Source organism: Pseudoalteromonas sp. DL2-H2.2 (assembly GCF_021532535.1).
In the GTDB taxonomy this organism is placed as follows: domain Bacteria; phylum Pseudomonadota; class Gammaproteobacteria; order Enterobacterales; family Alteromonadaceae; genus Pseudoalteromonas; species Pseudoalteromonas rubra_A.
This window is the reverse complement of sequence record NZ_JAKGBD010000002.1, coordinates 21207-45495: the sequence shown is the minus strand read 5'-3', so window position 1 is coordinate 45495 and position 24289 is coordinate 21207. Positions and strand designations below refer to the sequence as shown.

At 50.0% G+C, this 24289-nt stretch carries 19 protein-coding genes; 17 read left to right on the top strand and 2 right to left on the bottom strand.

The genetic code is table 11. The features are described 5' to 3' along the window. Nucleotides 1-30: 30 nt before the first annotated feature. Entirely contained in the window at nucleotides 31-2811 is a 2781-nt protein-coding gene (gene barA / locus L1285_RS02760) for a two-component sensor histidine kinase BarA (RefSeq protein ID WP_235410918.1), read from the bottom strand. A gap of 82 nt (nucleotides 2812-2893) precedes the next feature. On the opposite strand from barA, the gene rlmD reads away from it, so the two are divergent. From rlmD to eno, 5 genes are all read left to right on the top strand, one after another. After that, nucleotides 2894-4219, top strand: a complete 1326-nt coding sequence (gene rlmD / locus L1285_RS02755) for a 23S rRNA (uracil(1939)-C(5))-methyltransferase RlmD (protein ID WP_235410917.1) — start codon at nucleotides 2894-2896, stop codon at nucleotides 4217-4219. Nucleotides 4220-4223: 4 nt separating this feature from the next. Continuing rightward, a complete protein-coding gene (relA, locus tag L1285_RS02750; RefSeq protein WP_235410916.1) occupies nucleotides 4224-6380 on the top strand; it encodes a GTP diphosphokinase in 2157 nt (718 codons plus the stop codon). Nucleotides 6381-6382: 2 nt separating this feature from the next. Beyond that, a complete protein-coding gene (mazG, locus tag L1285_RS02745) occupies nucleotides 6383-7183 on the top strand; it encodes a nucleoside triphosphate pyrophosphohydrolase (RefSeq protein WP_235410915.1) in 801 nt (266 codons plus the stop codon). A gap of 103 nt (nucleotides 7184-7286) precedes the next feature. Beyond that, on the top strand, nucleotides 7287-8921 hold the full coding sequence (locus tag L1285_RS02740; RefSeq protein ID WP_046003479.1) for a CTP synthase: 1635 nt from the start codon (nucleotides 7287-7289) through the stop codon (nucleotides 8919-8921). Nucleotides 8922-9075: 154 nt separating this feature from the next. Next, on the top strand, nucleotides 9076-10368 hold the full coding sequence (eno, locus tag L1285_RS02735) for a phosphopyruvate hydratase (RefSeq protein ID WP_046003480.1): 1293 nt from the start codon (nucleotides 9076-9078) through the stop codon (nucleotides 10366-10368). 69 nt (nucleotides 10369-10437) lie between these two features. On the opposite strand, the gene mutH is transcribed toward eno, so the two are convergent. Further along, complete coding sequence (gene mutH / locus L1285_RS02730; protein WP_209051136.1) at nucleotides 10438-11112, bottom strand: DNA mismatch repair endonuclease MutH; 675 nt, start codon at nucleotides 11110-11112, stop codon at nucleotides 10438-10440. A 431-nt stretch (nucleotides 11113-11543) separates the two neighbouring features. On the opposite strand from mutH, the gene rppH reads away from it, so the two are divergent. From rppH to L1285_RS02670, 12 genes are all read left to right on the top strand, one after another. Further along, complete coding sequence (rppH, locus tag L1285_RS02725; protein WP_010386751.1) at nucleotides 11544-12062, top strand: RNA pyrophosphohydrolase; 519 nt, start codon at nucleotides 11544-11546, stop codon at nucleotides 12060-12062. Nucleotides 12063-12147: 85 nt separating this feature from the next. Next, a complete protein-coding gene (ptsP, locus tag L1285_RS02720; protein WP_235410914.1) occupies nucleotides 12148-14427 on the top strand; it encodes a phosphoenolpyruvate--protein phosphotransferase in 2280 nt (759 codons plus the stop codon). Nucleotides 14428-14493: 66 nt separating this feature from the next. Then, nucleotides 14494-15306, top strand: coding sequence for a sulfite exporter TauE/SafE family protein (locus tag L1285_RS02715; protein WP_235410913.1), 813 nt, complete (start codon nucleotides 14494-14496; stop codon nucleotides 15304-15306). 9 nt (nucleotides 15307-15315) lie between these two features. Continuing rightward, nucleotides 15316-16110 (top strand): prolipoprotein diacylglyceryl transferase, encoded by a 795-nt coding sequence (lgt, locus tag L1285_RS02710; RefSeq protein WP_046003485.1) that lies wholly within the window; start codon nucleotides 15316-15318, stop codon nucleotides 16108-16110. Between the two features lie 149 nt (nucleotides 16111-16259). Next, nucleotides 16260-17093 carry a thymidylate synthase gene (locus L1285_RS02705; protein WP_235410912.1) on the top strand — a complete coding sequence of 278 codons (834 nt, stop codon included), beginning with the start codon at nucleotides 16260-16262 and terminating at the stop codon, nucleotides 17091-17093. Between the two features lie 116 nt (nucleotides 17094-17209). After that, a complete protein-coding gene (locus tag L1285_RS02700; RefSeq protein ID WP_235410911.1) occupies nucleotides 17210-17764 on the top strand; it encodes a hypothetical protein in 555 nt (184 codons plus the stop codon). 235 nt (nucleotides 17765-17999) lie between these two features. Next, nucleotides 18000-18572: a DUF4402 domain-containing protein gene (locus tag L1285_RS02695; protein ID WP_235410910.1), complete on the top strand. Its 573-nt coding sequence runs from the start codon at nucleotides 18000-18002 to the stop codon at nucleotides 18570-18572. A 35-nt stretch (nucleotides 18573-18607) separates the two neighbouring features. Then, a complete protein-coding gene (locus tag L1285_RS02690) occupies nucleotides 18608-19063 on the top strand; it encodes a DUF4402 domain-containing protein (RefSeq protein WP_235410909.1) in 456 nt (151 codons plus the stop codon). A gap of 51 nt (nucleotides 19064-19114) precedes the next feature. Further along, nucleotides 19115-19927 (top strand): fimbrial biogenesis chaperone, encoded by an 813-nt coding sequence (locus L1285_RS02685; protein WP_235410908.1) that lies wholly within the window; start codon nucleotides 19115-19117, stop codon nucleotides 19925-19927. 14 nt (nucleotides 19928-19941) lie between these two features. Further along, on the top strand, nucleotides 19942-22917 hold the full coding sequence (locus tag L1285_RS02680; protein ID WP_235410907.1) for a carboxypeptidase-like regulatory domain-containing protein: 2976 nt from the start codon (nucleotides 19942-19944) through the stop codon (nucleotides 22915-22917). 12 nt (nucleotides 22918-22929) lie between these two features. After that, on the top strand, nucleotides 22930-23619 hold the full coding sequence (locus L1285_RS02675) for an SPOR domain-containing protein (RefSeq protein WP_235410906.1): 690 nt from the start codon (nucleotides 22930-22932) through the stop codon (nucleotides 23617-23619). A 67-nt stretch (nucleotides 23620-23686) separates the two neighbouring features. Beyond that, nucleotides 23687-24283: a FlgO family outer membrane protein gene (locus L1285_RS02670; RefSeq protein WP_235410905.1), complete on the top strand. Its 597-nt coding sequence runs from the start codon at nucleotides 23687-23689 to the stop codon at nucleotides 24281-24283. Nucleotides 24284-24289 lie beyond the last annotated feature (6 nt).

The following is a 24289-nucleotide window of genomic DNA, read 5'->3' as shown; positions in this document are numbered from 1 at the left end:
GAGCCATAGCGGACAACCTCTTTACATTTGCTAATGCGTCAGCGTCGGTCCCGATACGGCTTGTGAATCTCGCTCTAAATGTTGCAGCTCATCAATCAGCTCCAGCAACTCCGGCTCAATATAATCAAAGTCACGGGATTGTTTTAAGGCCGTTTCCAGCGTTTCGGCCAGGTTCTTGAGCGTAGGCACACCGGTATAACAGCAGGCGCCATGAAACTTGTGGATCACCGTCAGCAGCGTTTGGGTATCTTCCTGTTGCGCCGACTCACTCAGCTGGCTGAGGGTTTCGGGGACACTTTGCAACAACATATCCAACATCTCCAGGGCCAGCTCTGGTTTATTGCCTGCGCGTTGCAGGGCCAGCTCCCAGTCCAGCAAGTGGCTTTCAAACGGAGCAATGCTGGCCACCTGAGGCTGTTGCGCTTTTTGTTTTTCCGGCGGTAATGACGGGCTGTGGTCGCAAATGATCTGCCGCAGCATGTCTTCATCGATTGGCTTTGTCATGTAGCCGTTAAAGCCATCTTTGATCAGCTGCTCTTTTTCACCCGTTAATGCATGCGCCGTCACTGCAATGATAGGTGTATCATCATTCAGTGAAGATTCTTTAATGGTTCTGCACGCAGTGATGCCATCCATGATCGGCATCTGGATATCCATAAAGATCAGGTCGTACTTTTGTGATTTACATAAACTCACCGCCTGCGCACCATTGTGGGCGGTATCTATGGTATCGACCTGCTCTTCCAGCAAAGTGTAAAGCAGCTTTAAATTGGCGTCATTATCATCGGCTATCAGCACTTTGAGCGGCAGGTGCGCTAAGTCTGTGTCATCAATTGATACGCTGGGATGATCTAAGCGGTAAGGCGCTGCCAGCATGTCGCACAGTTTTCTGTGGTGCATGGGTTTGCTGATACAGGCATCGGCACCACTGCCAATTAATGATTCACGCATATTGTGAGAAATGGTGTTGACCATCAGGTACAGATAATCCGCCATTTCCCTGGCCTGGGTAATATAGGCCTTCACGGTTTGCATATCGTCTACCGTTGCCATGTTACCGATCAGGCAGATGTCATATTTAAATTCCTGCTCCAGCGCGCCGAAGAAGGTCTCTTCATTTTTACAGCAGGTTACTTGCATCGCCCAATCTTCAAGCTGAGCTTTAACGGCATTGCGGGTATGCTCCTGTGGCTCGAAGTACAGCACGCGCTTGTTTTCAAGCGGCTTGGTCGGCAGGTCGTCATCAAATAAACGGCTTGGCAGATTAAAAATGGCATTAAAGGTAAAGCAAGAGCCACTGCCAGGCGCAGAGTTAAGCGTGATGCGCCCACTCATGGCTTCGACAATATGTTTGGTGATGATTAAGCCAAGACCTGTGCCACCGAATTTGCGGGTAATACTGGAGTCGGCCTGAGCGAATGGGGTAAACAGGGTGTCTTGTTTTTCCTGTGCTATACCCAGCCCTGTATCGCTGACTGAGATCAGCAGCGAGGTCTGGCTGTCGCCCTTGAGTCGATGGCTGATATCGACTTTCACTGAGCCTTTTTCGGTAAACTTGATGGCATTGCTGATCAGATTGATCAGTACCTGCTTAAAGCGCGTCGGGTCGCCCACCAGGTTATCCGGCACCTGGCGATTGATAGCAATCGACAGTTCCAGTTGTTTTTCATAGGCGCTCGGGGCAAGCAGCGTCATCACTTCATTCACCGCATCCCTGAGCTGGAACTGAATGCTTTCCAGGTCCATGGCACCGGCTTCAAGCTTCGAAAAGTCGAGAATATCACTGATGATGGTCAGCAGGCTGTTGGCCGACAGCTCTATGGTATCTAAATAGTCTTTTTGGTGCTTATTAAGGGGCGTTTTATAGAGCTGGCGGGTAAAGCCAATTACGCCGTTCAGCGGGGTTCTAAGTTCATGACTCATCTTGGCGAGAAAGTCGGATTTAACCCGGTTGGCGACCTGGGCTTCTTTTTTCGCAATATTCAGCTGGATATTCTGGGTTTCGTACTGCTCCAGGGTTTCCCGGTAATCGCTGGTGGCCTGATCTATGTGCTTTTGCATTTCGTCGCGCTGTAGCACCATTTTTTCGCTGATGGTGATCAGGCCCTCACGAAGTAAGTCAAATTCGCCCTGCATCGGCTGTTCGACGCCAATTTTGGTTTTGCCCTCAAGCAGCTTATCCGTGGCCAACAGCAGGTGAGACAGCGGGGTTGAAAACATCCGGCTGAGTCGGGTCGAGACAAAGGCACTCAGCAACAAGGCCACCATAATGATGGCACCACTGAACAGCAGTGCTTGTTGCTGGCCAATAATGGCCTGATCTTTACTGAGTTCTATCATCAACACGGCGGTGGTGCGGGTATGTGCATTTTGCCAGTCCGAAGTCCCTTGCTGTTGCGGCTGTTTTACGGGCGCAAAGATAATGTATCTGTCGAGGTATTGAACGATTTCAGTGGCATGTAATTCTGTGACATTGCCACGATAATGCAGCTGATTAAATTCATTATGATAGTTACTGGTTAACAGCAACTGATTGTCTTCATTGAACAGCGCGATGCTATTGACGAAACTGCCATGCTGGTTGTGGGTAGTGGTGATCACCCGATGTAACCTGGCTTTATCTCGCTCAGCCAGCGGTTGTTCCACCGTCATTGCCAAAGTATTGGCCAGACTGGTGCCTTGTTGCTTGAGGATTTGTTCAAGCTCAACGTAACGATTTATAGTAAAATAACCGCCAAGTACCAGGCCGATTAACACCGTTGGGATCAGGGTCAACAATAATACGCTGTCGCGCAAACTCAATTTAGACATAAATTGGATGTAAAACAGTAAGTAGTCTGAGCCCTAGAGTATCGAGTTAACAGGTGTTTAGCAATCTTATAGGGGCGGCAATATGGCACAAATATTTCGTGCTGGAAAATCTTCTAAACAACGTAGTAAGCAAGTTGAGACAGTTGAGCTGACGATTGACTCGCTGGATCATCAGGGGCGCGGTGTGTGCAGACACCAGGGAAAAGTCGGCTTTGTGGATGGCGCACTCAGTTCAGAGCGGGTGAAAGCACGTATAAAGGCACAAAAAAGTCGTGTTTTCGAAGCGCAAACCGTCAAGGTGCTGGAGGCAAGTGAAGAGCGGGTTACGCCGTTTTGCGAATACTATCAACAATGTGGTGGCTGCGCGTTACAGCACCTGGATGCCGATGCGCAGCTGGTGCACAAGCTGCAGGCGGTGTCGGCCTTATTTGACAAATTCGCCAAAGCAACGGAGTTGCCCTGGCTGCTACCACTGACTGGGCCTGAGCGCTATTATCGCCGCGCCGGGCGCATTGCCTGCATCTATGACAAACAAACTAACCAGCTCAAACTGGGATTTCGCTCTGCCGGGTCTAAGAAAATTATTGAAATTGATCACTGTGCGGTCATGGTTGATGCCTTTGCTGGTGGCTTTGAGGCGCTGCGCCAAGCTTTAAATGCCCACCCTGAGCTGCGCAGCGTCAGCCATATCCAGTTCTGTGCAGCGGATAATGGTGCGTTTGTACTACTGCGTCATACCCGGGCAATTAGCTCAAAGGTTAAAGCACAGGTTGCAGAGCGTCTTGCGGGGCAAAACTGGCAGTTTATCTGGGATGATGGCAAGTCGCAGCCAGAATATGCGTTGTTGCCTGCCTATGAAAGCGCCGGTGTAACGTTTGCGTTTAAGCTCGACAACTTTATTCAGGTTAATCGCGATATCAATGAACAAATGCTGCAAAGGGCACTTGAGTGGCTGGCTTTGACGGGCAAAGAGCAGGTTTTGGATCTGTTTTGTGGAATTGGTAACTTCTCCTTATTGCTGGCAAAACACGCAAACAAGGTGGTTGCAGTAGAAGGGGTGGCCGAGTCGGTTGCAATGGCACGGCAAAATGCGCACACTAACCACATCGACACGGTCAGTTTTCACCAGTTTGACCTCACTCAGCCCCTGGCGACGGCGAACTGGTTTCATGCGGCGCTGGATGTGCTGGTGTTAGACCCTTCACGCACCGGGGCGTACGAGATTTTACGCCAGTTGCCGTTGACGCAATTTAAACAGGTTTTATATGTGTCCTGCGATCCGGTGACTATGGCCAGAGATGCGGCATTGCTACTCGAAGCGGGCTTTGTGGTCGATAAAGTGTGTTTAATGAATATGTTCCCGCACACAGGACATATAGAAACCATGGCGTTGTTCCAAAGGAGGTAGTCATATGGTTGCGACTCGCCAGTCTCATCAATCCGGTCTTCCGGCTGACTTTCATGCCCGGCTTGGGTTACTGAATTTATCGCAGGAAAAGCGCGACCGGCTGGATCAGGTGTATGCTTTATGTCCGCAAGATGAGGCGACCACCACTTTGGCCAAAGCCATTGAAATGGTTGAGATCCTGGCAGAGCTGAACTTCGATTCAGAGTCGCTGGCCGGGGCTTTTTTGACTCCTTACTTCCTGTCCGGACAAATTGAGATCGACGCCATTGAACAGGCACAGGGCGAAAATGTTGCCCTGCTGCTCAAAGGCGTGGAGCAAATGGCGTCCATCAGTACATTGGCCCATCAGGGCAAGGGCAGCTTGCAGATAGACAAAATTCGGCGCATGTTACTGGCCATGGTGGAAGATGTCCGTGCCGTGGTGATCAAGCTGGCGGAGCAGATCTGCTATTTACGCGCTGTTAAAAACGCCTCTGAGGAAGAGCGGGTGGTGGCAGCCAAAGCCACGGCCAATATTTTTGCGCCACTGGCCAATCGGCTGGGGATCGGGCAGCTCAAATGGGAGCTCGAAGACCTTTCATTTCGCTATTTGCACCCAAAAACCTACAAGAGCATTGCCAAGCAGTTGTCGGATAAACGCCTGGACCGTGAGGCCTATATGGCCAATATGGTTGAGCTGGTGCAGAGCAAGCTCAAAGAGGCGGGCATTGAGGCCGAAGTGTATGGCCGACCTAAGCACATTTACAGCATCTACAAAAAAATGGTGCAAAAGAATTACGAGTTTGATCAGCTCTTTGATATCCGCGCGATGCGGGTGGTGGTCAATGAAATTCAGGACTGTTACGGGGCGCTGGGCATAGTACACACCAACTGGCGTCATCTGCACAAAGAGTTCGACGACTATGTTGCCACACCAAAGCAAAACGGTTATCAGTCCATCCATACTGTGGTGTTTGGCCCTGAGGGCAAAACCGTGGAGATCCAAATTCGCACCCAGGCTATGCATCAGGATGCTGAACTGGGCGTGGCGGCGCACTGGATGTACAAAGAAGGGGCGCTGCCGGGCCGTGGTTCAGGGTATGAGCAAAAGATCAGCTGGCTGAGAAAGCTGCTGCAATGGCAAGAAGAAGTGGTCGATGGCAGCGAGCTGGCCGAAGAGCTGAAAAACCAGGTTGTAGAAGACAGAGTGTATGTCTTTACTCCCAAAGGCGATATTTTTGACTTGCCATTAGGCGCGACGCCACTGGATTTCGCCTACTACATTCACTCTAACGTTGGCCACCGCTGCATTGGTGCCAAGGTATTTGGCAAAATCGTGCCCTTTACTCATAAGCTATCGACCGGCGATCAGGTTGAGATCCTGACCCAGAAAAATCCGTCGCCAAGTCGTGACTGGCTCAGCCCGTCGCTGGGCTATGTGCACTCATCCAGAGCGCGCAGCAAGATCCATCACTGGTTTAAGCAGCAGGACAGAGATAAAAACCTGCAGGCGGGTAAAGAAATTCTCGACGGTCATTTGCAAAAGCTCGACCTGACCTACAAAGATCTCGACTCCGCCATTGAGCGTTTTAACTTTAAGGAGCTCGACGATTTAATGGTGGCCATTGGGGCCGGTGATATTCGCATCAACCAGTTCCTGAATTATGTTCAGGACAAGCCAGAGCCGATGCCTAAGCTCAAAATGAGCACGCCGAAAAAGCACAAAGGCGATAGCAATGGCATTGTGGTTGAAGGCGTTGGCAATCTGATGAGCCATGTTGCCAAGTGTTGTCAGCCGGTTCCGGGGGATGAGATTGTCGGCTATATCACCCAAGGGCGGGGCATTGCCGTGCATCGTGCCGATTGTGACTCCTTTGCGCATATTTGTGAGCAGCATCCGGAGCGGGAAATTGCCGTCAGTTGGTCAGACGATGTGCGCGCTTGCTATGCCGTGACCTTACGTATTGAAGCTAATGACCGCCACGGCCTGATCCGCGATATCAGCTCGGTGCTGGCCAATGAAAAACTCAATGTAATGAATATGAACGTTAACACGCAGGATGATAAGCACATTGCCATTTTCACCATGAAACTCGAAGTGGGCGACTTATCCGCGATGAACCGCTTACTGACCAAGCTGATGCAAATAGAAGGCGTATTTGAAGCCCGGAGACAACACTGACTATGAGCGCCTCGTTACAGCAATTACTGGAGATTATGGCAACCCTGCGTGACCCGCAAAAGGGTTGCGCCTGGGATCAACAGCAAAGCTTTGAAACCATAGTGCCCCACACCCTTGAAGAAGCCTACGAAGTGGCCGACAGCATAGAGCAGCAAGACTTTGTCGGGCTCAAAGATGAATTGGGCGATTTACTGTTTCAGGTGATTTTTTATGCTCAGTTGGGCAAAGAAGCCGGGCTCTTTGAGTTTGAAGACATAGTGAAAGGGCTGAATGATAAGCTGGTGCGTCGTCACCCTCATGTTTTTGACACTCCTAATAGCACGTTGAGCGAGGCTGAATTAAACGCGCAGTGGCAGGCCATCAAAGATAAGGAGCGCAGTGCCAAGCCGGTCCGCTTTGGCGACGATGTCCCACTGAATTTACCCGCCTTATCGCGCGCTGCGAAAATTCAAAAGCGCGCTGCGTCTTTGGGGTTTGACTGGCCGACCTATCAGGGCGCGCTGGACAAAGTGGCCGAGGAAGTGACAGAAGTCAGTGAGGCACTCAGTCACGACCCTGACTCTGAGCACAGTGCGGAGGAGCTCGGCGATCTGCTGTTTGCTACGGTAAATGTGGCACGCCATATCAAACGCGACCCTGAGCAGCTTTTGCGTCGTGCCAGTGACAAATTTATCGCTCGCTTTAGTGCCATCGAGGGCATTCTGGCACAGCGGGAAATCGCCTTGTCGGACGCCAGCCTGGCGCAAATGGATGAGGCCTGGGAAGAAGTCAAACGACGCCAGCGTTCAGGTGAGAATAATTAAAGGGGGTGATTTTTCGCTGGATTGCCCCCTGCGCTTTTGCTATACTATTGCCCCGTCTTGATTCTTATTTAAATTCCATTTTTCCTGATATTCTAGGGTTCGCATGAGTACAAAATTTATCTTCGTAACGGGCGGAGTTGTTTCCTCCTTGGGTAAAGGTATTGCAGCTGCTTCATTGGCTGCGATATTAGAAGCGCGTGGTTTAAACGTCACTATCCTTAAGCTGGATCCTTATATCAATGTTGACCCTGGCACAATGAGCCCGATCCAACATGGTGAAGTCTTTGTGACAGAAGACGGCGCAGAAACTGACCTGGACTTAGGTCACTATGAGCGTTTCATTCGCACCAAAATGACCAGCCGCAACAACTTCACGCAGGGTCGTGTTTTTGAAGATGTACTGCGTCGCGAGCGTAAAGGTGAATACCTGGGCGCGACCATTCAGGTGATCCCACACATCACTAACGACATCAAGCGTCGTGTTCTGGAAGGGGCAGAAGGCCATGATATCGCGATTGTTGAAATCGGCGGTACTGTGGGTGATATTGAGTCACAACCTTTCCTTGAAGCCATCCGTCAGCTGGGTACAGAGCTGGGCCGCGAGCACGCTTTGTTTATGCACCTGACCTTAGTGCCGTTCCTGGGCGCTGCGGGCGAAGTAAAAACCAAACCAACTCAGCACTCGGTAAAAGAGCTGCGCTCAATTGGTATTCAGCCGGATATCCTGGTGTGTCGTTCAAACTGCAAACTGCCAGCTAACGAGCGTGCCAAGATTGCACTGTTCACCAACGTAGAAGAAAAAGCCGTGATCTCATTGCAAGATGTAGACAGCATCTACAAAATCCCGGCACTGCTTAAATCACAAGAACTGGATGACCTGGTTTGTCGTCGTTTCTACCTGGATGTACCAGAAGCAGACTTGGCTGAGTGGGAACAGGTGTTATATCAGGAATCAAACCCAACAGGTGAAGTGACCATTGGTATGGTTGGCAAATACATTGAATTGCCAGACGCCTACAAGTCAGTAAACGAAGCGCTTAAGCACGCTGGCCTGAAGAATCGAGTAACCGTGAATATCGAATATGTTGATTCACAGGACATCGAGAGTAAAGGCACTGAATTGCTGGACCACCTGGACGCCATTTTGGTACCGGGCGGCTTTGGTAACCGAGGTGTTGAAGGTAAGATTTTGGCAGCCAAATATGCGCGTGAAAACAAAGTGCCTTACTTAGGTATCTGTTTAGGCATGCAGGTTGCGCTAATTGAATACGCGCGCAACGTGGCGGGCCTTGAAGGTGCTAACTCAACTGAGTTCGATGCTAAATCGCCTCACCCGGTTGTTGGTCTGATCACTGAGTGGTTAGATGCCGATGGTAACGTTGAAACCCGTACTGAAGAGTCAGACCTGGGTGGTACGATGCGCCTGGGTGCTCAGTTGTGTCATCTTAAAGAAGGCTCAAAAGTACGCGACGTATACGGCAATGCCGAGATCACTGAGCGTCACCGCCACCGCTACGAGGTAAACAACCACTACGTTGAGCGTCTTGAGCAGGCAGGTCTTGCCTTCACGGGTCTGTCGGAAGACAAGAAACTGGTTGAGATCATCGAAAACAAAGATCACCCCTGGTTTATTGCGGCTCAGTTCCACCCTGAGTTTACGTCAACGCCACGCGACGGCCACCCGCTGTTCGAAGGGTTCGTTGCAGCTGCGTTCAGCTACCAAAAAGCTGATTCTTAATGATGAAAAGCCGTGCCTCAGTGCACGGCTTTTTTAATCGCCTAAGTAAAATTGGTATAACACCGTATTGCTATGTAACTGCAACAAGCGGGTATATAGCAATGCGAAAGCAGACACACAACACACTCACCACTTTGGGAAAAGAGGAATCAAGATGTCAAAAATCGTAAAAGTGATTGGCCGTGAAGTTATGGACTCACGTGGTAACCCTACCGTTGAAGCCGATGTTCATTTAGAGTCGGGCGCATGGGGTCGCGCGTGTGCACCATCTGGTGCATCAACAGGAACTCGCGAAGCACTTGAATTACGTGACGGAGATAAAGCTCGTTACCTGGGTAAAGGTGTACTGACCGCGGTAAACTATGTTAACAACGAAATCGCAGCAGCCCTGAACGGACACAATGCCCTTGAACAACGTGCAATTGACCAGCTAATGCTGGACCTGGATGGCACTGAAAACAAAGAAAAGCTGGGTGCCAACGCTATCCTGGCTGTGTCTTTAGCAACGGCTAAAGCGGCAGCACAAGAAAAAGGCGTGGCGCTGTACGAGCACATTGCAGACATCAACGGTACAGCTGGCCAGTATTCTATGCCAGTACCTATGATGAACATCCTGAACGGCGGCGAGCACGCTGACAACAACGTTGATATCCAGGAGTTCATGGTTCAGCCTGTGGGCGCGAAAAGCTTCCGTGAAGCACTGCGCATGGGTGCAGAAATCTTCCACAGCCTGAAGAAAGTATTGAAATCACGTGGCCTGAACACCGCAGTAGGTGATGAAGGTGGTTTTGCACCAGATCTTAAGTCAAACGAAGAAGCGCTGGAAGTGATCGTTGAAGCGGTTGCAGCAGCGGGCTATGAAATGAACAAAGACGTGACACTGGCACTGGATTGTGCGGCGTCTGAGTTCTACAAAGACGGCAAATACGACCTACAGGGCGAAGGTAAAGCGTTCGATTCTGAAGGCTTTGCTGGCTTCCTGGCAGATTTGGCTGCACGTTACCCAATCGTGTCTATCGAAGATGGTCTGGACGAAAGCGACTGGGCTGGCTGGAAGATCCTGACAGATAAGATCGGCGACAAAGTACAGCTGGTGGGTGATGACCTGTTTGTTACTAACACTAAGATCCTTAAGCGTGGTATCGATGAGCAGATCGGTAACTCTATCCTGATCAAGTTCAACCAAATTGGTTCACTGTCTGAAACTCTGGACGCAATCAAGATGGCACAGGATGCAGGCTTCACTGCGGTTATCTCTCACCGTTCAGGCGAAACAGAAGACGCAACCATCGCCGATTTAGCAGTGGGTACTGCGGCTGGCCAAATCAAGACTGGCTCACTGTGCCGCTCTGACCGTGTTGCTAAGTACAACCAGTTGCTACGTATCGAAGAAGCGCTGGGCGACAAGGCTATCTACAAAGGTCGCAGCGAGATCAAAGGTCAGTAATCTAAATTATCTGACTGAAAAAGCCGCGTAACTAACGCGGCTTTTTTGTGCCTGCTATTGTCGGTTTATTTACCCGACAAACTGCTCGGCCAAGATACCCTGAGTAAACTGCATTTTCAGGTAAAACCCGCGGGGCAGGGTTTTGATTAATTTGCCCTGAGGACCAATCGCATCGGTCAGGGCTTTACTGTTGGCCGCTTTTGGTCGGATCTGCATGACCTCGCCTAGCTTGCCACTGATCTCATCGACCCGCCCCAGCGCAATCAGTTCAATTTGCTCTTCCCAGTCCCGTTGTAGCTGCTGTTCCTGCACGGCGTTTGGTTGCCATAAAAAGCCGCTGCCTATGGTCCGGTCCACCGGTGCTATATCTCGCTCTGCCAAAATCGGTAGCCACAATACATGAGCCAGTTTCTTTTTCACTGTGCTGTCCTGCCAGCGCAACCCAGTCAGGTTGGTCAGAGGCACCACAGACACATAGGTGGTTTCGAGTGGCTTGCCGTTATAACCAATGGGCAAGGTTTTTAGCTCGACACCGATAAATTCAAAGTCGGGTACAGGTTTAGAGCCTGCGCTGGCGCCGAGCACATATTCAATCAGCTGTCCCGGCCAGCCTTTTTCACGGTTCAGATCCTGCGGGGTTTTAAAATGGAATTGCGCCGCAAGCTCTCCGAGTGTTTGCCCGGCGATGGCGTCTACGCGGGTCATAAGTTCGGCAATGGAATGGGGAGGTGTTGGCTTTGACACAATCTGGCTCGTCTTTTTTTGCTTGGCCTCGTATGGTAACAAAAATAATTCGCCAATGTGGATGAAAACCGCTTTGTGTGTTTTTTGAACTGCTTCGTTGTGGGTTATTCTTTAAGCTGTGACTTTCTCACTCTTTAGGTTTAATTTTATGATTTATATGATCTTTTTAAATTTTACTCCACATCAATAAGAGGCGAAATTAACCTGTTTTTGGATAAATACAAGTATATAAACATAATTATCCACAGATTCTGTGGAGAAAATGCAGATTTCATCTTGTTATTGTGGATTTGTCTGTAAAATCATCATGAATAATTAAACTTATGCACAAGTTGTGGGTAAGTTGCGTAAAAGCAGGAATTAAATTTGCCCAGTGCCCTGAGTTGTGGAACAATCAAAATCATATCAAACAAATATACGAGGCACTTAAGGTGATTGATGCCGAAGGATTTCGTGCCAATGTAGGAATTGTTATTTGTAACAATCAGGGGCAGGTATTTTGGGCGCGGCGCTATGGCCAGCATTCATGGCAGTTTCCGCAAGGGGGTGTGGATGAAGGCGAGACACCCGAACAGACCATGTACCGTGAACTGCATGAAGAAGTGGGGTTACGACCGGAAGATGTCGAGATCGTTGCCAGCTCAAAACATTGGTTACGCTATAAATTGCCAAAGCGACTGATCCGCAAAGACTCCAGTCCCGTGTGTATTGGCCAGAAACAAAAATGGTTTTTGCTGAAACTCAAGTGCAAAGATGAAGATGTAGACTTGATGCGCACCCATCATCCCGAATTTGATGACTGGCGCTGGGTGAGTTACTGGTATCCGGTGCGTCAGGTTGTGTCGTTTAAGCGTGATGTATACCGCCGGGTAATGAAAGAGTTTGCGCCTTTTGCGATGCCCTTTAATCGCAAAGAGCATGCGCATAAAGATCACTGGCGACGCCGTTAATCAGCACAGGCGTTGGTCAGATCAGGGTTATTAGAAAGAGTAAATGAGCAGTACAGAGCGATTTCTACCAATTTAGGAGTCAGGTGTGTTAGCAACATTACGAACCATCGCGGAGGTTGTCTCTCAGCAGGATAACCTCGAAACGGCCTTATCTCGCTTTGTGATGATGGTTAAGGAGGCAATGCACACAGAGTGTTGCTCGGTTTACTTTGCCGATTATAGTCAGGACAATTTTGTACTGATGGCCAGCGATGGTCTTAACCCTGATGCAGTCGGGCGGTTTCGGATTGGCTTTACTGAAGGCCTGGTCGGGCTGGTTGCTCAGCGGGAAGAACCGATCAACATAGCCCACGCGCAGAGCCATCCCAGATTCAAACTACACACCGAAGTACATGAAGAAGGCTACAACGCCTTCTTGTCGGTTCCCGTGGTGCATCAACGCAAAGTGCTGGGCGTCATTGTGGTTCAGCAACGTGATGAGCGGGTGTTTAGTCACGATGAAGAGTCCTTTCTTATTACACTGTCTGCGCAACTGGCCTCACAGCTTGCGCAGGTGGAGTTACAATCCGCGCTCAAACAGGATGCATCCAGCCACAAAACCTCGGTGCTTAAAGGTGTTGCCAGTGCCCCCGGCATAGCGCTGGGTGAAGCCTTTGTGGTGATCCCTAAGCTCGACTTTGCCAGCATTGAATCTCAGCAATGTGAGCAAATCCATCAGCAGCGCCAGTTATTCCAGCAAGCGGTGGCCGCGACCCGACAAGAATTTCATGTCTTAAAAAACACCCTCAGTGACTCCTTACCCAAAGAAGCGCTGGCTGTATTTGAGGTTTATCAGCAGCTGTTAGATGCGCGCAGCCTGGGTCAGCGCGTTGAGCAACAGCTGGAGCAAGGCTGGAATGCTAAATCTGCGTTAAAGCATGTGATTATCGAGCTGGTGACACAGTTTGAAGCGATGTCCGATCCCTATATCAAAGAGCGGGCGGTCGATGTCAGAGATCTGGGGCTGAGGGTATTACACCATCTGGTCAGCACAGAAAGCATGGTGAAAAGCTATCCGGACAATACCATTTTAATTGCCAATGAGCTGACCCCGGCGATGCTGGCCGAAGTACCCAAAGATAAGCTCAAAGGGGTGATAAGCGTTCATGGTTCGGCGAACTCCCATGCCTCGATCCTGACTCGGGCAATGGGGATCCCTGCAATCTGGGGGATTGAGGACATTCCGCTGTTGCAGTTCGACGGCAAAGATATGATCCTCGATGCCTATGCCGGGCGGGTGTATATTTCGCCCTCCGAGGTCTTGCGTAATGAATACTCAGCTCTGAAACTGAAAGAAGGTCAGCTGCACGATAAATTTGAGGCCGAGCATCATTTGGCGTCTGTCACCGCTGATGGTGAGCGGATCAGCCTGTTACTCAATGCGGGTCTGGACTTGTCTACAGAGCATCTTAGTGCCAAATACTGCGATGGTGTGGGTTTGTATCGCACCGAAGCCTGGTTTATGCAGCGCGGCCAGTTTCCGTCACAGGCTGAGCAGGAAAACTGGTATCGCGAGGTGTTGGCGCGTTATCACCCTGAGCCCGTTATTATGCGCACCCTGGATATTGGCGGCGATAAAGTCCTGGATTATTTTAACATCAGTGAAGATAACCCTTTTCTTGGCTGGCGTGGGATCCGGGTTACGCTCGACCATCCTGAGCTGTTTTTAGATCAACTCAAGGCCATGCTCAAAGCCAATGCCGGGCTGGGTAACTTGCGGATCATGTTGCCTATGGTCAGTCATACAGAGGAAGTAGACGAAGCGCTGGCACTGCTGGAGCAGGCATACTTTGAGCTGCAAGAAGAGTGGGCCGATCAATTTTACACCATAGATAAGCCCGATATCGGCGTGATGCTGGAAGTGCCATCGAGTATCTTTTTATTGCCCGAGTGGGCCGACAAGGTTGATTTTTGCTCTGTGGGTAGCAACGACTTGACGCAGTACCTGCTCGCGGTAGACAGGGCCAATGCGCAGGTCGCTGAGTTATTTGAACCTTATCATCCCAGTGTGCTGCGAGTGCTGAAAAAAATAGCGGATGATTGTCAGCAGCTCGAGTTGCCGTTTAGTCTGTGCGGAGAGCTGGGTGGTGAACCCGAAGGCGCGATTTTACTCGTTGCCATGGGGTTTCGTCGCCTCAGCATGAACATCTCTTCGTTAAATAAAATAAAGTGGACGCTACGCAGGCTTGCCGTCAAAGACATGGAGGCCTTGCTGGCCCAGTGTCTGGTGGCATCCAGCGCCAAGCAGGTGCACAGACTGCTGCGCGAATTTTTGATAGCCCAGGGCCTCAGTGAGTTGCTGTACGCCAAAAGTGATACGGCCTGAACCGCGACTGGAGGCGTGCGCACAGATACGCTACTATAACGCGCCCAAAATAATAAGAGTGTCTTTATGACAATCAGTGTGTTACTCATTTTAAGCTGCGCCTTGCTTGGCTGTATTGTCGGTTTTCTGGCCGGGTTACTCGGTATTGGCGGTGGTTTGATCATTGTGCCTGTGCTGTCGGCAATCTTATTGTACTTTGAGGTATTGGCCGATGAGTATGTGATAGTGGTTGCCATTGCCACCTCTTTGGCGTCGATTTTGTTTACGTCCACCTCCTCTGCGCTGGCTCACCATCGAAATCATAATGTGCCCTGGGAGATTGCCCCCTGGGTAATGGCGGGGGTGGCCGTGGGTGCCTTGGTCAGTGGTTTTATGGTCGCGCTCATTCCTGTGCACTGGGTCAAGTGGACGTTTGTCATTTCGGTGTTGCTTATTGCCGCTAAAATGGTCTTCAGTACTCGCCCTGGCAAGGCGAAAAAAACGCGAGATCTGCCATCAGGCCCTGTGCTGACAGGTATCACTTCGTTAATGGGGGCCTTGTCTGCCATGATAGGTATAGGCGGTGGCGTGCTGATTGTGCCGCTGCTGAGCTATTTTGGTGTGGACATGCGCAAAGCGATAGGCTGCGCGGCAGTGAGCGGTATTGTGATTGCTTTGTTTGGCTCTATTGGTTACGTCGTATCGGGTGGGCAGGCATTGAAATTAACCGACGGTTTTGCCGGTTTTGTGTATTTACCGGCATTATTTGGTATTGTGCTGACATCCTGGTTTGTCGCTCCAATTGGGGCCAAAGCAACACACACTCTGCCGGTGCCAGTGATTAAGAAAGTGTTCGCGTTACTGCTCGTGGTGATTGCGGGAAAAATGTTATTTTATTGAGGGAAAGCGATGGCTTTGCAGTTTCCAGAAATCGATCCAATTATTTTTTCGATTGGACCCCTAAGTGTACGCTGGTATGGCGTGATGTATCTGATTGGCTTTGCCTTTGCCATGTGGTGGGCAAATAAAGAAGCCGACAAGCCCAACTCGGGCTGGACCAAAGATGAAGTCAGTGATCTGCTGTTTTACGGCATGCTTGGGGTGATCCTGGGCGGACGCATCGGCTATGTGTTGTTTTACCAGTTCAGCCACTTCCTTGAAAACCCAATGTACCTGCTGCGCATTGACCAGGGTGGCATGTCCTTCCACGGTGGTGCACTGGGCGTGATAGCGGGTATCTTTATTTTTGCCTGGCGATTCAAGAAATCTCCGCTGGCGGTTGGCGACTTTGTGGTTCCCATGGTGCCGGTAGGCCTGCTGGCAGGACGTATTGGTAACTTTATCAATGGTGAGCTTTGGGGCCGTGCTACAGATGTTCCCTGGGCCGTCGTTTTCCCTACGGGAGGCCCTGTTGCGCGTCATCCGTCGCAGCTTTACGAGGCGTTCCTGGAAGGGCTGGTATTGTTCATTATGCTGATCTGGTACAGAAAACAGCCACGTCCGGCTGGCAGCGTGGCAGGTTTGTTCCTGCTTGGATATGGTACTTTCCGTTTCATCGTTGAGTATTTCCGTGAACCGGACGCCCATATCGGTTTGTATGCCGGTATGATTTCTCAGGGCCAGATCTTGTCTTTACCTATGGTGATCGGTGGCCTGGGCCTGATGCTCTGGAGCCACAAGCGCACTGCAACTGCCCGCGCATAAATGCCGGTGGGCCCCAGATCTCAGGGGCCCACATTATCTGCCAATAAATCCCGTCTTGAATTAGTTACCCCAGCTTGCGAACGTAGTATACTTTCGTGCCAGATAAGCCCTGAGTCGGGTCATTAGTGAGATCATTTGAGGAGTAAAGCATGAAAGTGTATTTGGAGTTGTTGCGAGATGTATTAGAGAACGGCACCCAGAAAGGGGACCGCACTGGTACTGGTACGCGCTCCGTATTTGGCCGTCAAATTCGTCACAACCTCCAGGATGGTTTTCCGCTGCTGACCACCAAAAAGCTGCACTTCAAGAGCATTGCCAATGAGCTGATCTGGTTTCTTAAAGGCGATACCAACAAATCCTGGTTAAACGAAAACGGGGTGAAAATCTGGGATGAGTGGGCACTGGAAAACGGCGACCTTGGCCCAATTTATGGCAAGCAGTGGACAGCCTGGCCGATCAAAGACGGCGGAGAAATTAATCAAATAGACTATGTGGTCGATACGCTCAAAAATAATCCGAACAGCCGTCGTATTTTATTCCATGGCTGGAATGTGGAGTATCTGCCCGATGAGTCGATGAGCCCGCAGGAAAATGTCCAGGCCGGTCGTATGGCCTTACCGCCTTGTCACCTGCTTTATCAGTTCTACGTGGCAGACGGTAAATTATCCGGGCAGCTGTATATTCGTAGCTCAGATATTTTCCTGGGGCTGCCGTATAACATCGCCAGTTTGTCTTTGCTGGTGCATATGCTGGCGCAACAATGCGACCTTGAACCTGGCGAAGTCATTGTCAGTTTTGGTGATTTACATGCTTACTCAAACCACATGGAACAGATTGAGCAGCAGTTACAACGAGAGCCTAAGGGCCTGCCCACGTTAAACATTTTGCGCAAGCCCGAGTCTATTTATGACTATCGCTTTGAGGATTTTGCCATTGAAGGCTATAACGCCGACCCTAACATTAAGGCACCTGTTGCAATCTAGGGGACTTTCGACCTAATATGTTGTAGGCGGCCAGTGAAGGCCGCTTGTTTTATAAGGAGCACGACACAATGTTGAATAACTCCAGGAGCGGCTGCCGACGTGCCAGAGCGGGGGCTATGTTGCTCGCTGTCACAATGCTTTTATCTGCTTGTAGCTCAAAACCATCAGTGGATGAAGAGGCCGAAGCGCTTGCCCGAGCCGAGCTAATTAAAACTTATAATCAGCATAAAGCCAAGATAGAACGTGTTGCCCTAATGGAGCAAGATCTGACTCAATTGCTGGCTCTACTATCAGAACCCAGTGATATTAAACCCCTGAACGAGAAGCTGGCCCAGCCGGAAAAAACCGTCACCGTCCATCGGGCAGAGCCAAGCGCTGTCAGCAATAGTTATGCAGCGGCGAGCCAAAGTGCGTTTGTGGTGCAATTTGGTAGACATTTGCTGGGGACGCGCGCGCAAGCGCAGCAGCAACGTATTAACGCATCCATGTCACTCATACAAAGTTATTATCCTGATATGTTCAGTACTGTTTCAATTTATTCACAATCGCCCGCGCAGAGCCGGACTCAGTTCTACCTTACGCAGGCTTCTGGATTCGTTTCTGAGCAGGAAAGTGTCTTGTTTTGCCGCTTGATTAAAGCAAGTGGTCAACCATGTAAGTTAGTTAACTAGCTAAAAAATATTGAAATTAAATTAAAGATTTTGTATTTAGGTACGATATATTAGAAGTCTGACTAGTGTTTTTATTCGAAATGTGTACCTTTTTACCCAAGGGAACGCGGAACGCAATAAAAATTCACTATAAAGTCTTGGTTTAAGTGCTCAGGAGCAATTTTCTGCACTTACGTTTTTTGGCACGCGATGGACGCGGCTATTTGAAAAAAAGGACCGACTGATGGAAAAGTTAATGAAAAAGTACTCTCTACTCTCAATTCTGGCTGTTATGCCGGCACTGGCTGTTGCACAGCCTGCTGAGTTCAAAGCGTCAGTAACAGTTAAAAATGTATTCACCTTTGAAAATACGGAGCCGCTCAGCTTTGGTACGATCCGAGCCAGTGGTGACGCTGGTGGTGTAGAAACAGCTACTCTGATTGTGGCTGCTAATCCAAATACGGCACCACGAGCTGACTCTACGGACGTGACAAAGGCCGAAATTGCTATCCTGGAGCCAGGTACGCCTGCGAAGTTCACCGTTGATGGTGTTGCACCGTATGCAACCCTGACTATTACTAATCCGACTGAAACAGATGTATTACCACAAAGCTTGCCACCTGGTACACCGGGTTTCAAGCTGAGCGCATTCACGTATTTCGTGACTTCCGGTACTACACCGGCTGCTGCAACGACCACAGTTGTGGCCGATGCTGACGGCAAAATTGCGTTTAATGTGGGCGCAACGCTCACCACAGAAAGCGCAGATAAGGGCAATTACCTTGATGGTCTGTACGAAGGTACGTTTAGCGTAGAGCTAAACTACTAATGTACAGAGGCGGGCAAGGAGCCCGCCGGCTTCCTATGAAAGCGCTGTTTGTGCTCATGGGCTTGTTCTACAGCTGGTGCTGTCAGGCCAATATTTTACTTAATGCGGATCTAAATTTCGGCACCATTATTGTGGCGGACCCCAGCGTTGCGAGCAGCGTTGTTGTATCACCAAGCGGTGGTACAAGTTCATCGGGCAGCATTCATGTGATCAAAAAAGGGCACCCGGCTGAGCTTCTGCTGGAGTCTTTTCCTGCGGGTGTTTATCTGAATATATCGGCTGTTCTGCTCAATGACCAATTAGCACATAGTAACCTGATCACAAAAGGGGAACTGAGAGTGACTAATCTGCATTATCCTGCCCGGGTATTTACCGACCGGGATGGCCGTGCTCGCCTGCTCGTTGGCGGTACGTTGCAAAGTCAGGCTTCTGCAGCGCTTTATGTTGACGGTCAATACGCAACCACAGTCAGTGTCGAAGTAAGCTATTAGCCGGTACACACAGATACTCGCCTTCGTGAGTAGTAAAATAGGCAAAATTCAATGAAGTATATTACCCGCATCCTACTGTTCGTCTTGCTGTTTTGTACAGCACAAACGTACGCGAACTTATTGATTTCCCCCACTCGTGTGGTCTTTGACGAGCGTCAGCGCAGTGCCAAGGTGTTTCTGATCAACAGCAGTCAGGAATATAAAACGTATCGTCTGAGCTTTAAAGAAAAAATGGCATTGCCTGAAGGTGGCTACACAGATGTCTCTGAGCAGGAAAATCCCATGCGCCTGAGTGGTTTGCTCAGGATGACACCAAAACAAGTGCGTCTTGCACCGGGCGAACGTCAGGTTGTTAAGCTGGCGCTGCGTCGTCAAAGAAATATGGCAGCGGGAGAGTATCGCTCACACCTGTTTTTTCAGGCATTACCTGAAAAACAAGATCTGGACAACGAAGGGGTGGGGATCAGGCTCAACATGATCATGAGCTACAGTATTCCGCTGATATATCGTCAGTCGGCGTCTTCTCCTCAGGTGACGATTGATGAGGCTACTCTGAGTCGAGGAAAAAGTGGTCGAATAGAAACGGTTAATCTATCCCTGTCACGAGCGGGCGATGCTAGCCCATTTGGTCGGATCAGTGTGTTTTGGCGTAAGCAAAAAGGAGCAAGCTGGAAAGAGGCCGCCCTGGTTAATAGCTACAGTATTTACCCTGAACTTAGTCAGGCACAATTGCAACTTACATTACTGGATGGGGACCTATTTCAGGGAGCACGCTCAGGAGAGCTCAAAGTGGTTTATACAGGCAGTGGCGAATATAAAGGGCAGTCGTTTGCTGAGCGTATTTTCTCCGTCACTGTGCCCTGAAAACAGACTTGCTAATGGCTAGAATCGCGCCACTTTTAGTGCTTACCTTGATTTGCGCTAGTGCTAAGCAAGCACATGGAGCCCCGCAGCAGGGGTTCTCCGAGGCATTCAGTACACTGCAACGCATACAGGCAAAACTGTCTCAGTCTCAAGCTAGTCTGAAGGTGAAGAATCAGCCTGAGCAGGCGGGGATCCCCGAAGGTGAAGATCTGTTCTTGTCTGTTTATGCTGATGGCGTTTATTTGGGTGAGGTGTTCGCGGTCAAAAGTAAGCGCGATGCACAGGTGGAATTGCGCAGCTTGTTTGCTGTGCTGGACTTTGCCATTAGCGATGACGAACAGCCAGACTACTTTACAGGCTGGTATCTCAGCCCGGAGCGCACTTTTTTGCTCGATAGCGAGCAAAAGCGAGCGCTGGTCAATGAGCAGGAATATCGGCTCTCGGATCAGGATATCTCCCATGCACAAGGTGAGGTCTTTGTTGAGTCAGCGCTGGTTGCAAACTGGTTCGGGTTAGACCTCCAGTTTAACTATACAGACCAAAGGTTGCTTGTACAGTCTCCCCTGCCGCTGCCTGCATTGGAACGCCGGGCACGCGCTAATCGTCAGGTTGCTAAGCATAATACGAGCTCAGTTTCCAAACTGGCCTGGAAGCCAAATCCTTATCTAATGCTTTCTTCTCCTTTAATGGATATGCAATTTGGCTATCGCCGCGATAATGATGACGATGCTTTTTACTATTCGGCACTCGGTGCACATGATTTGGCTTTTTGGAATGTAGAGTATTTTGTTGCAGGTGCACAAGGGAATGTGCTGGATCAGGGTCGCTTCAAAGGTAAGCGAGAGGATGCGCAGGGGCAATTACTTGGTCAGATCCAGGCCACCCAGTTAGAGGTTGGTGATATTCAGGCAACTCATATCGGTGCCGGGCGGCCTACCGGGCAAGGGGTCGGTATGCGGATATCGGATAAGCCGTTACATAATGAAATTCAGGAGCAGAGTGTTCAGATCAATGGTTTAGTGCAGGCAGGCTGGGACGTTGAACTGTATCACAATGGTTTGTTGGTAGCGCAGCAACTCCAGATCCAAACAGGCCGTTACGATTTTGACCGTATCCCGTTATATTTTGGAAGTAATCAGTTTGAATTGGTCAAGTATGGGCCACAAGGACAGGTAGAGCGTGAGCAGCGCAGCTATTTTGTAGAGGGGACCGGACTGACAACGGGTCAGGGCTACTTTGATGTGTCCGTCATTGACAGCGGCAGTTCAATATTAAACAACGATTTTGCCCCGACAACACAGTCTGGCTGGCATTTTCATGGACGTTATGATCTGGGGATCTCCGACACTATGTCGGTCTATACCGGTATCGCTCAGGCGCTGTCAAATGAAGCGCTGATTGAGCGCACAGTTACCACCGGTGGTACCTTAAGTCTGTGGAAAAAAATACTGCTCAACCTGGATTTATCCCACGACAGCGAGTCCCAGCATCAGGCCAGGCTCGGTGCCAGAACTGAATGGTCGGGGCAAGCTATCAGTACTGGCTGGCAGACACAGCGGCGATTGCTCAATACTTCACTAGCGAACGGTGATTACCGTGATACCCGAGGTTTGTATCTGCGTATGTCGGGCATGTTTAATGTCCTGAATAAGCAGTTGTCCTACCAAAATCAGATGCAATGGAATCGCACGGATCAGGATGCTGAATCTACTTTGCTGACGAACCGACTAAGCCTCTCTCTGGGTCGTGTGAATATCAGTAATCAGTTGCAATGGGAATCAACTAATAATGCTGATGATCACTCAACGTCGGGTCAGCTGAGGTTTCAAACCCGTTTTGGACGCATTTTTGGTCGTCTGATCTTAGATTATGATTTGCACCCCGACAGCGAACTGGTTGCTTATGAAACGCGTTTTTATCGTAGTCTAAGCGAGCAGTTCAATGTCGAGTTGAGTTTCAGAGAGACCCTTGAAACTGACTACCACAAAAGCGAGCTGGGCTTTAACTGGTTGGGCGATAAAATGCGTTTGAACAGTCAATTCAGTTACGACAGTAACGACGAATGGGAGTTGGGCATCAACGGGCAATTCAGCTTTGGTTATCACCATCAAAGCGATCGGCTGTTGTTTAGCCAGCGACGATTGGCCAGCAATGGCGCGGTGCTGGTCAAGGTTTATCTGGATAATAACGCCAATGGTATATTTGACGAGTCAGATGAAGTAGTACCGCAAGTCAGGGTGCGGGCTTTACAAAATTATATGCGGGGCAGCACCGATGAGCAGGGACTGGTACTGCTTAGTGGTATGCCGGTGAATCAAAAAACCGATATCGTGATTGATACACAGAGCCTTGCGATGCCTTTTGTTGTCCCTGCGATTGAAGGGCGGGCGATAACGCCACGGCGGGGCTATGTTGAGTATTTAGAGCTCCCTTTGGTTAACACCAGTGAAATTGAAGGGGTCGTTTATCAGCAAACCGAGACCGAAAATGTGCCCATGCCCTACGCTGATGTGACTTTGCTGGATGAACACGGAGAGCAGGTTGCACGCACTCAGGCTGCATATGATGGATATTACGTATTTACAGACATTAAGCCTGGTCGTTATCGAACTCAGGTTGCTAATGCCACCCGGCGTGGTCTGACACATAGCGAGCAAGTAGAAGTGGCTTTATCGCAACAGGGAGATGTGCTGGTGGAGGTCGACTTGCAGCTGGAACCCATGTCAAGCCAGGATATCACAGTGCTCGCCGCCGGGCGCTTTACCTCACTGGCAGTATTAAAAACCTATGCCTTGCTCTTGCGCAAGCGTCACCCGAATTTGATACCTGAACCGCCATTTTATCTTTTTGATGAAAAGGCTGAAACCTATGTGCTGGGTATAGAGTTTACCCAAAATGCTGACGATACGACGCAACTGACACAACGTTGTGAAACCTTGAAAACGGCCGGCGTGATGTGTCAGCTGGAACAAACCGAATTAAAACGATAAAAGGAGCAAGCGATGAAGTTATTTCCTTATCTGGTATGGCCTTTGCTCAGTTTGCTTAGCGGCTGTGCCAGCACTGGTCAGGATAACCAGCGGCTGGCAGAGCTGGAGCAGCAATTGACGGCGTTAAACACGCAAGTCGAGCAGATGAAGAGCAGTATCGCGCAGTGGCAGCAAGTTGCGCCGCAGGTCAATGAACTATTGAGTATTGAGCAGGATTTGAATTTGCTCAGTACCCAGTTACAGCTTGCGCTGGCACCTGCACAACCGCAAAGCGAGGTGATGGTGGCACAAATCAGCAAGCCACCGGGAATTGTTGAGCAAGACAGTAACACGACAAAGGCGGGTGCAGAGCAACAGGCTGCGAATGCGCAACCCAGCCAGCCGATACCCGCTGCACCTAAAAAAGAAGCTGTGGCTGTAGTCGAGGATCACAACAAAGCGGAGTTTGCAGTGCAACTGGCTGCCACCAGAAAGCAAAGCCAGCTAAAAATGGTCCACCGGCGTCTGCTGCAGGATTATCCAGCGTTGCGCAAACACCCCGTCAATGTTGAGCAAGTAGAGGTCAAAGGGCAAAGGTATTTTCGGCTTAAACTCGGTGCGTTTGAGCGCAAAGAGCAGGGTAAGGCGTTGTGCGCCGAACTTAAACCGTTTCATCCTCAGTGTCTGTTGAGTCATTACACAGACAATCCTGTCACACTCTAGCACTGACTATAATACATTGTGGATCGCTTTTTGCATTTGATTGGTCAAATAGAAAGAGGTGATCATTATGCAACTTCCTGCTGTGATAGTCGCACTGGCCCTGTCGGTGCTGCTCAGTGGCTGCGCTGGCATGCTAAAAGCGCAGCAACAAAAAGAGGTGGAGCAAGCGCCCCCCTTGCCGACATTGCATCAATACATGGGGCAACTTGCTGCCGCCTTGGGCGAACACAGCCGTCCGCTTAAACCGGGCGCGACTGTCGCGGTGACGAGCTTTTATCTGGCTGATCAGCTGGGTAATGCCGTTGCCAGCAATCAGGGCAGTGGCCTAAGCACCCAGGTTCAGGAAAGTCTGATCAGCTATGTGACGCAGATGGGCCTGGAAGTGGTGGAGTTTCGGCTACAACGCACTTTAACTTTGTCGGACAGTGCCGATAACTTATTAAACCGTGATATTGCCCTGCTGCGCGAACGTCATAAATTTGACCTTGCCCTGACAGGCACCATCAGTGAAAGCCACGAGCATTACACGATCAATGCGCGATTGATCACTATGCTTGATAGTCGCACGGCATCCGCGGCGACCATATCCGTGCCCAAGGCGGTGCTGTGGGGCAATGAAAAAGCCCAGATGCGAGATGGCAAACTACATCGCGGCCAGTATTAGTGGAGA

What these genes read in the sequence shown, in the direction of transcription:
- L1285_RS02675 (WP_235410906.1), top strand. Translation starts at nt 22,930, where the DNA reads ATGAAGTTATTTCCTTATCTGGTATGGCCTTTGCTCAGTTTGCTTAGC.
- rlmD (WP_235410917.1), top strand. Translation starts at nt 2,894, where the DNA reads ATGGCACAAATATTTCGTGCTGGAAAATCTTCTAAACAACGTAGTAAG.
- L1285_RS02695 (WP_235410910.1), top strand. Translation starts at nt 18,000, where the DNA reads ATGAAAAAGTACTCTCTACTCTCAATTCTGGCTGTTATGCCGGCACTG.
- L1285_RS02705 (WP_235410912.1), top strand. Translation starts at nt 16,260, where the DNA reads ATGAAAGTGTATTTGGAGTTGTTGCGAGATGTATTAGAGAACGGCACC.
- L1285_RS02715 (WP_235410913.1), top strand. Translation starts at nt 14,494, where the DNA reads ATGACAATCAGTGTGTTACTCATTTTAAGCTGCGCCTTGCTTGGCTGT.
- L1285_RS02700 (WP_235410911.1), top strand. Translation starts at nt 17,210, where the DNA reads ATGTTGCTCGCTGTCACAATGCTTTTATCTGCTTGTAGCTCAAAACCA.
- L1285_RS02685 (WP_235410908.1), top strand. Translation starts at nt 19,115, where the DNA reads ATGAAGTATATTACCCGCATCCTACTGTTCGTCTTGCTGTTTTGTACA.
- eno (WP_046003480.1), top strand. Translation starts at nt 9,076, where the DNA reads ATGTCAAAAATCGTAAAAGTGATTGGCCGTGAAGTTATGGACTCACGT.
- L1285_RS02740 (WP_046003479.1), top strand. Translation starts at nt 7,287, where the DNA reads ATGAGTACAAAATTTATCTTCGTAACGGGCGGAGTTGTTTCCTCCTTG.
- L1285_RS02680 (WP_235410907.1), top strand. Translation starts at nt 19,942, where the DNA reads ATGGCTAGAATCGCGCCACTTTTAGTGCTTACCTTGATTTGCGCTAGT.
- lgt (WP_046003485.1), top strand. Translation starts at nt 15,316, where the DNA reads ATGGCTTTGCAGTTTCCAGAAATCGATCCAATTATTTTTTCGATTGGA.
- L1285_RS02690 (WP_235410909.1), top strand. Translation starts at nt 18,608, where the DNA reads ATGAAAGCGCTGTTTGTGCTCATGGGCTTGTTCTACAGCTGGTGCTGT.
- mazG (WP_235410915.1), top strand. Translation starts at nt 6,383, where the DNA reads ATGAGCGCCTCGTTACAGCAATTACTGGAGATTATGGCAACCCTGCGT.
- barA (WP_235410918.1), bottom strand. Translation starts at nt 2,811, where the DNA reads ATGTCTAAATTGAGTTTGCGCGACAGCGTATTATTGTTGACCCTGATC.
- L1285_RS02670 (WP_235410905.1), top strand. Translation starts at nt 23,687, where the DNA reads ATGCAACTTCCTGCTGTGATAGTCGCACTGGCCCTGTCGGTGCTGCTC.
- relA (WP_235410916.1), top strand. Translation starts at nt 4,224, where the DNA reads ATGGTTGCGACTCGCCAGTCTCATCAATCCGGTCTTCCGGCTGACTTT.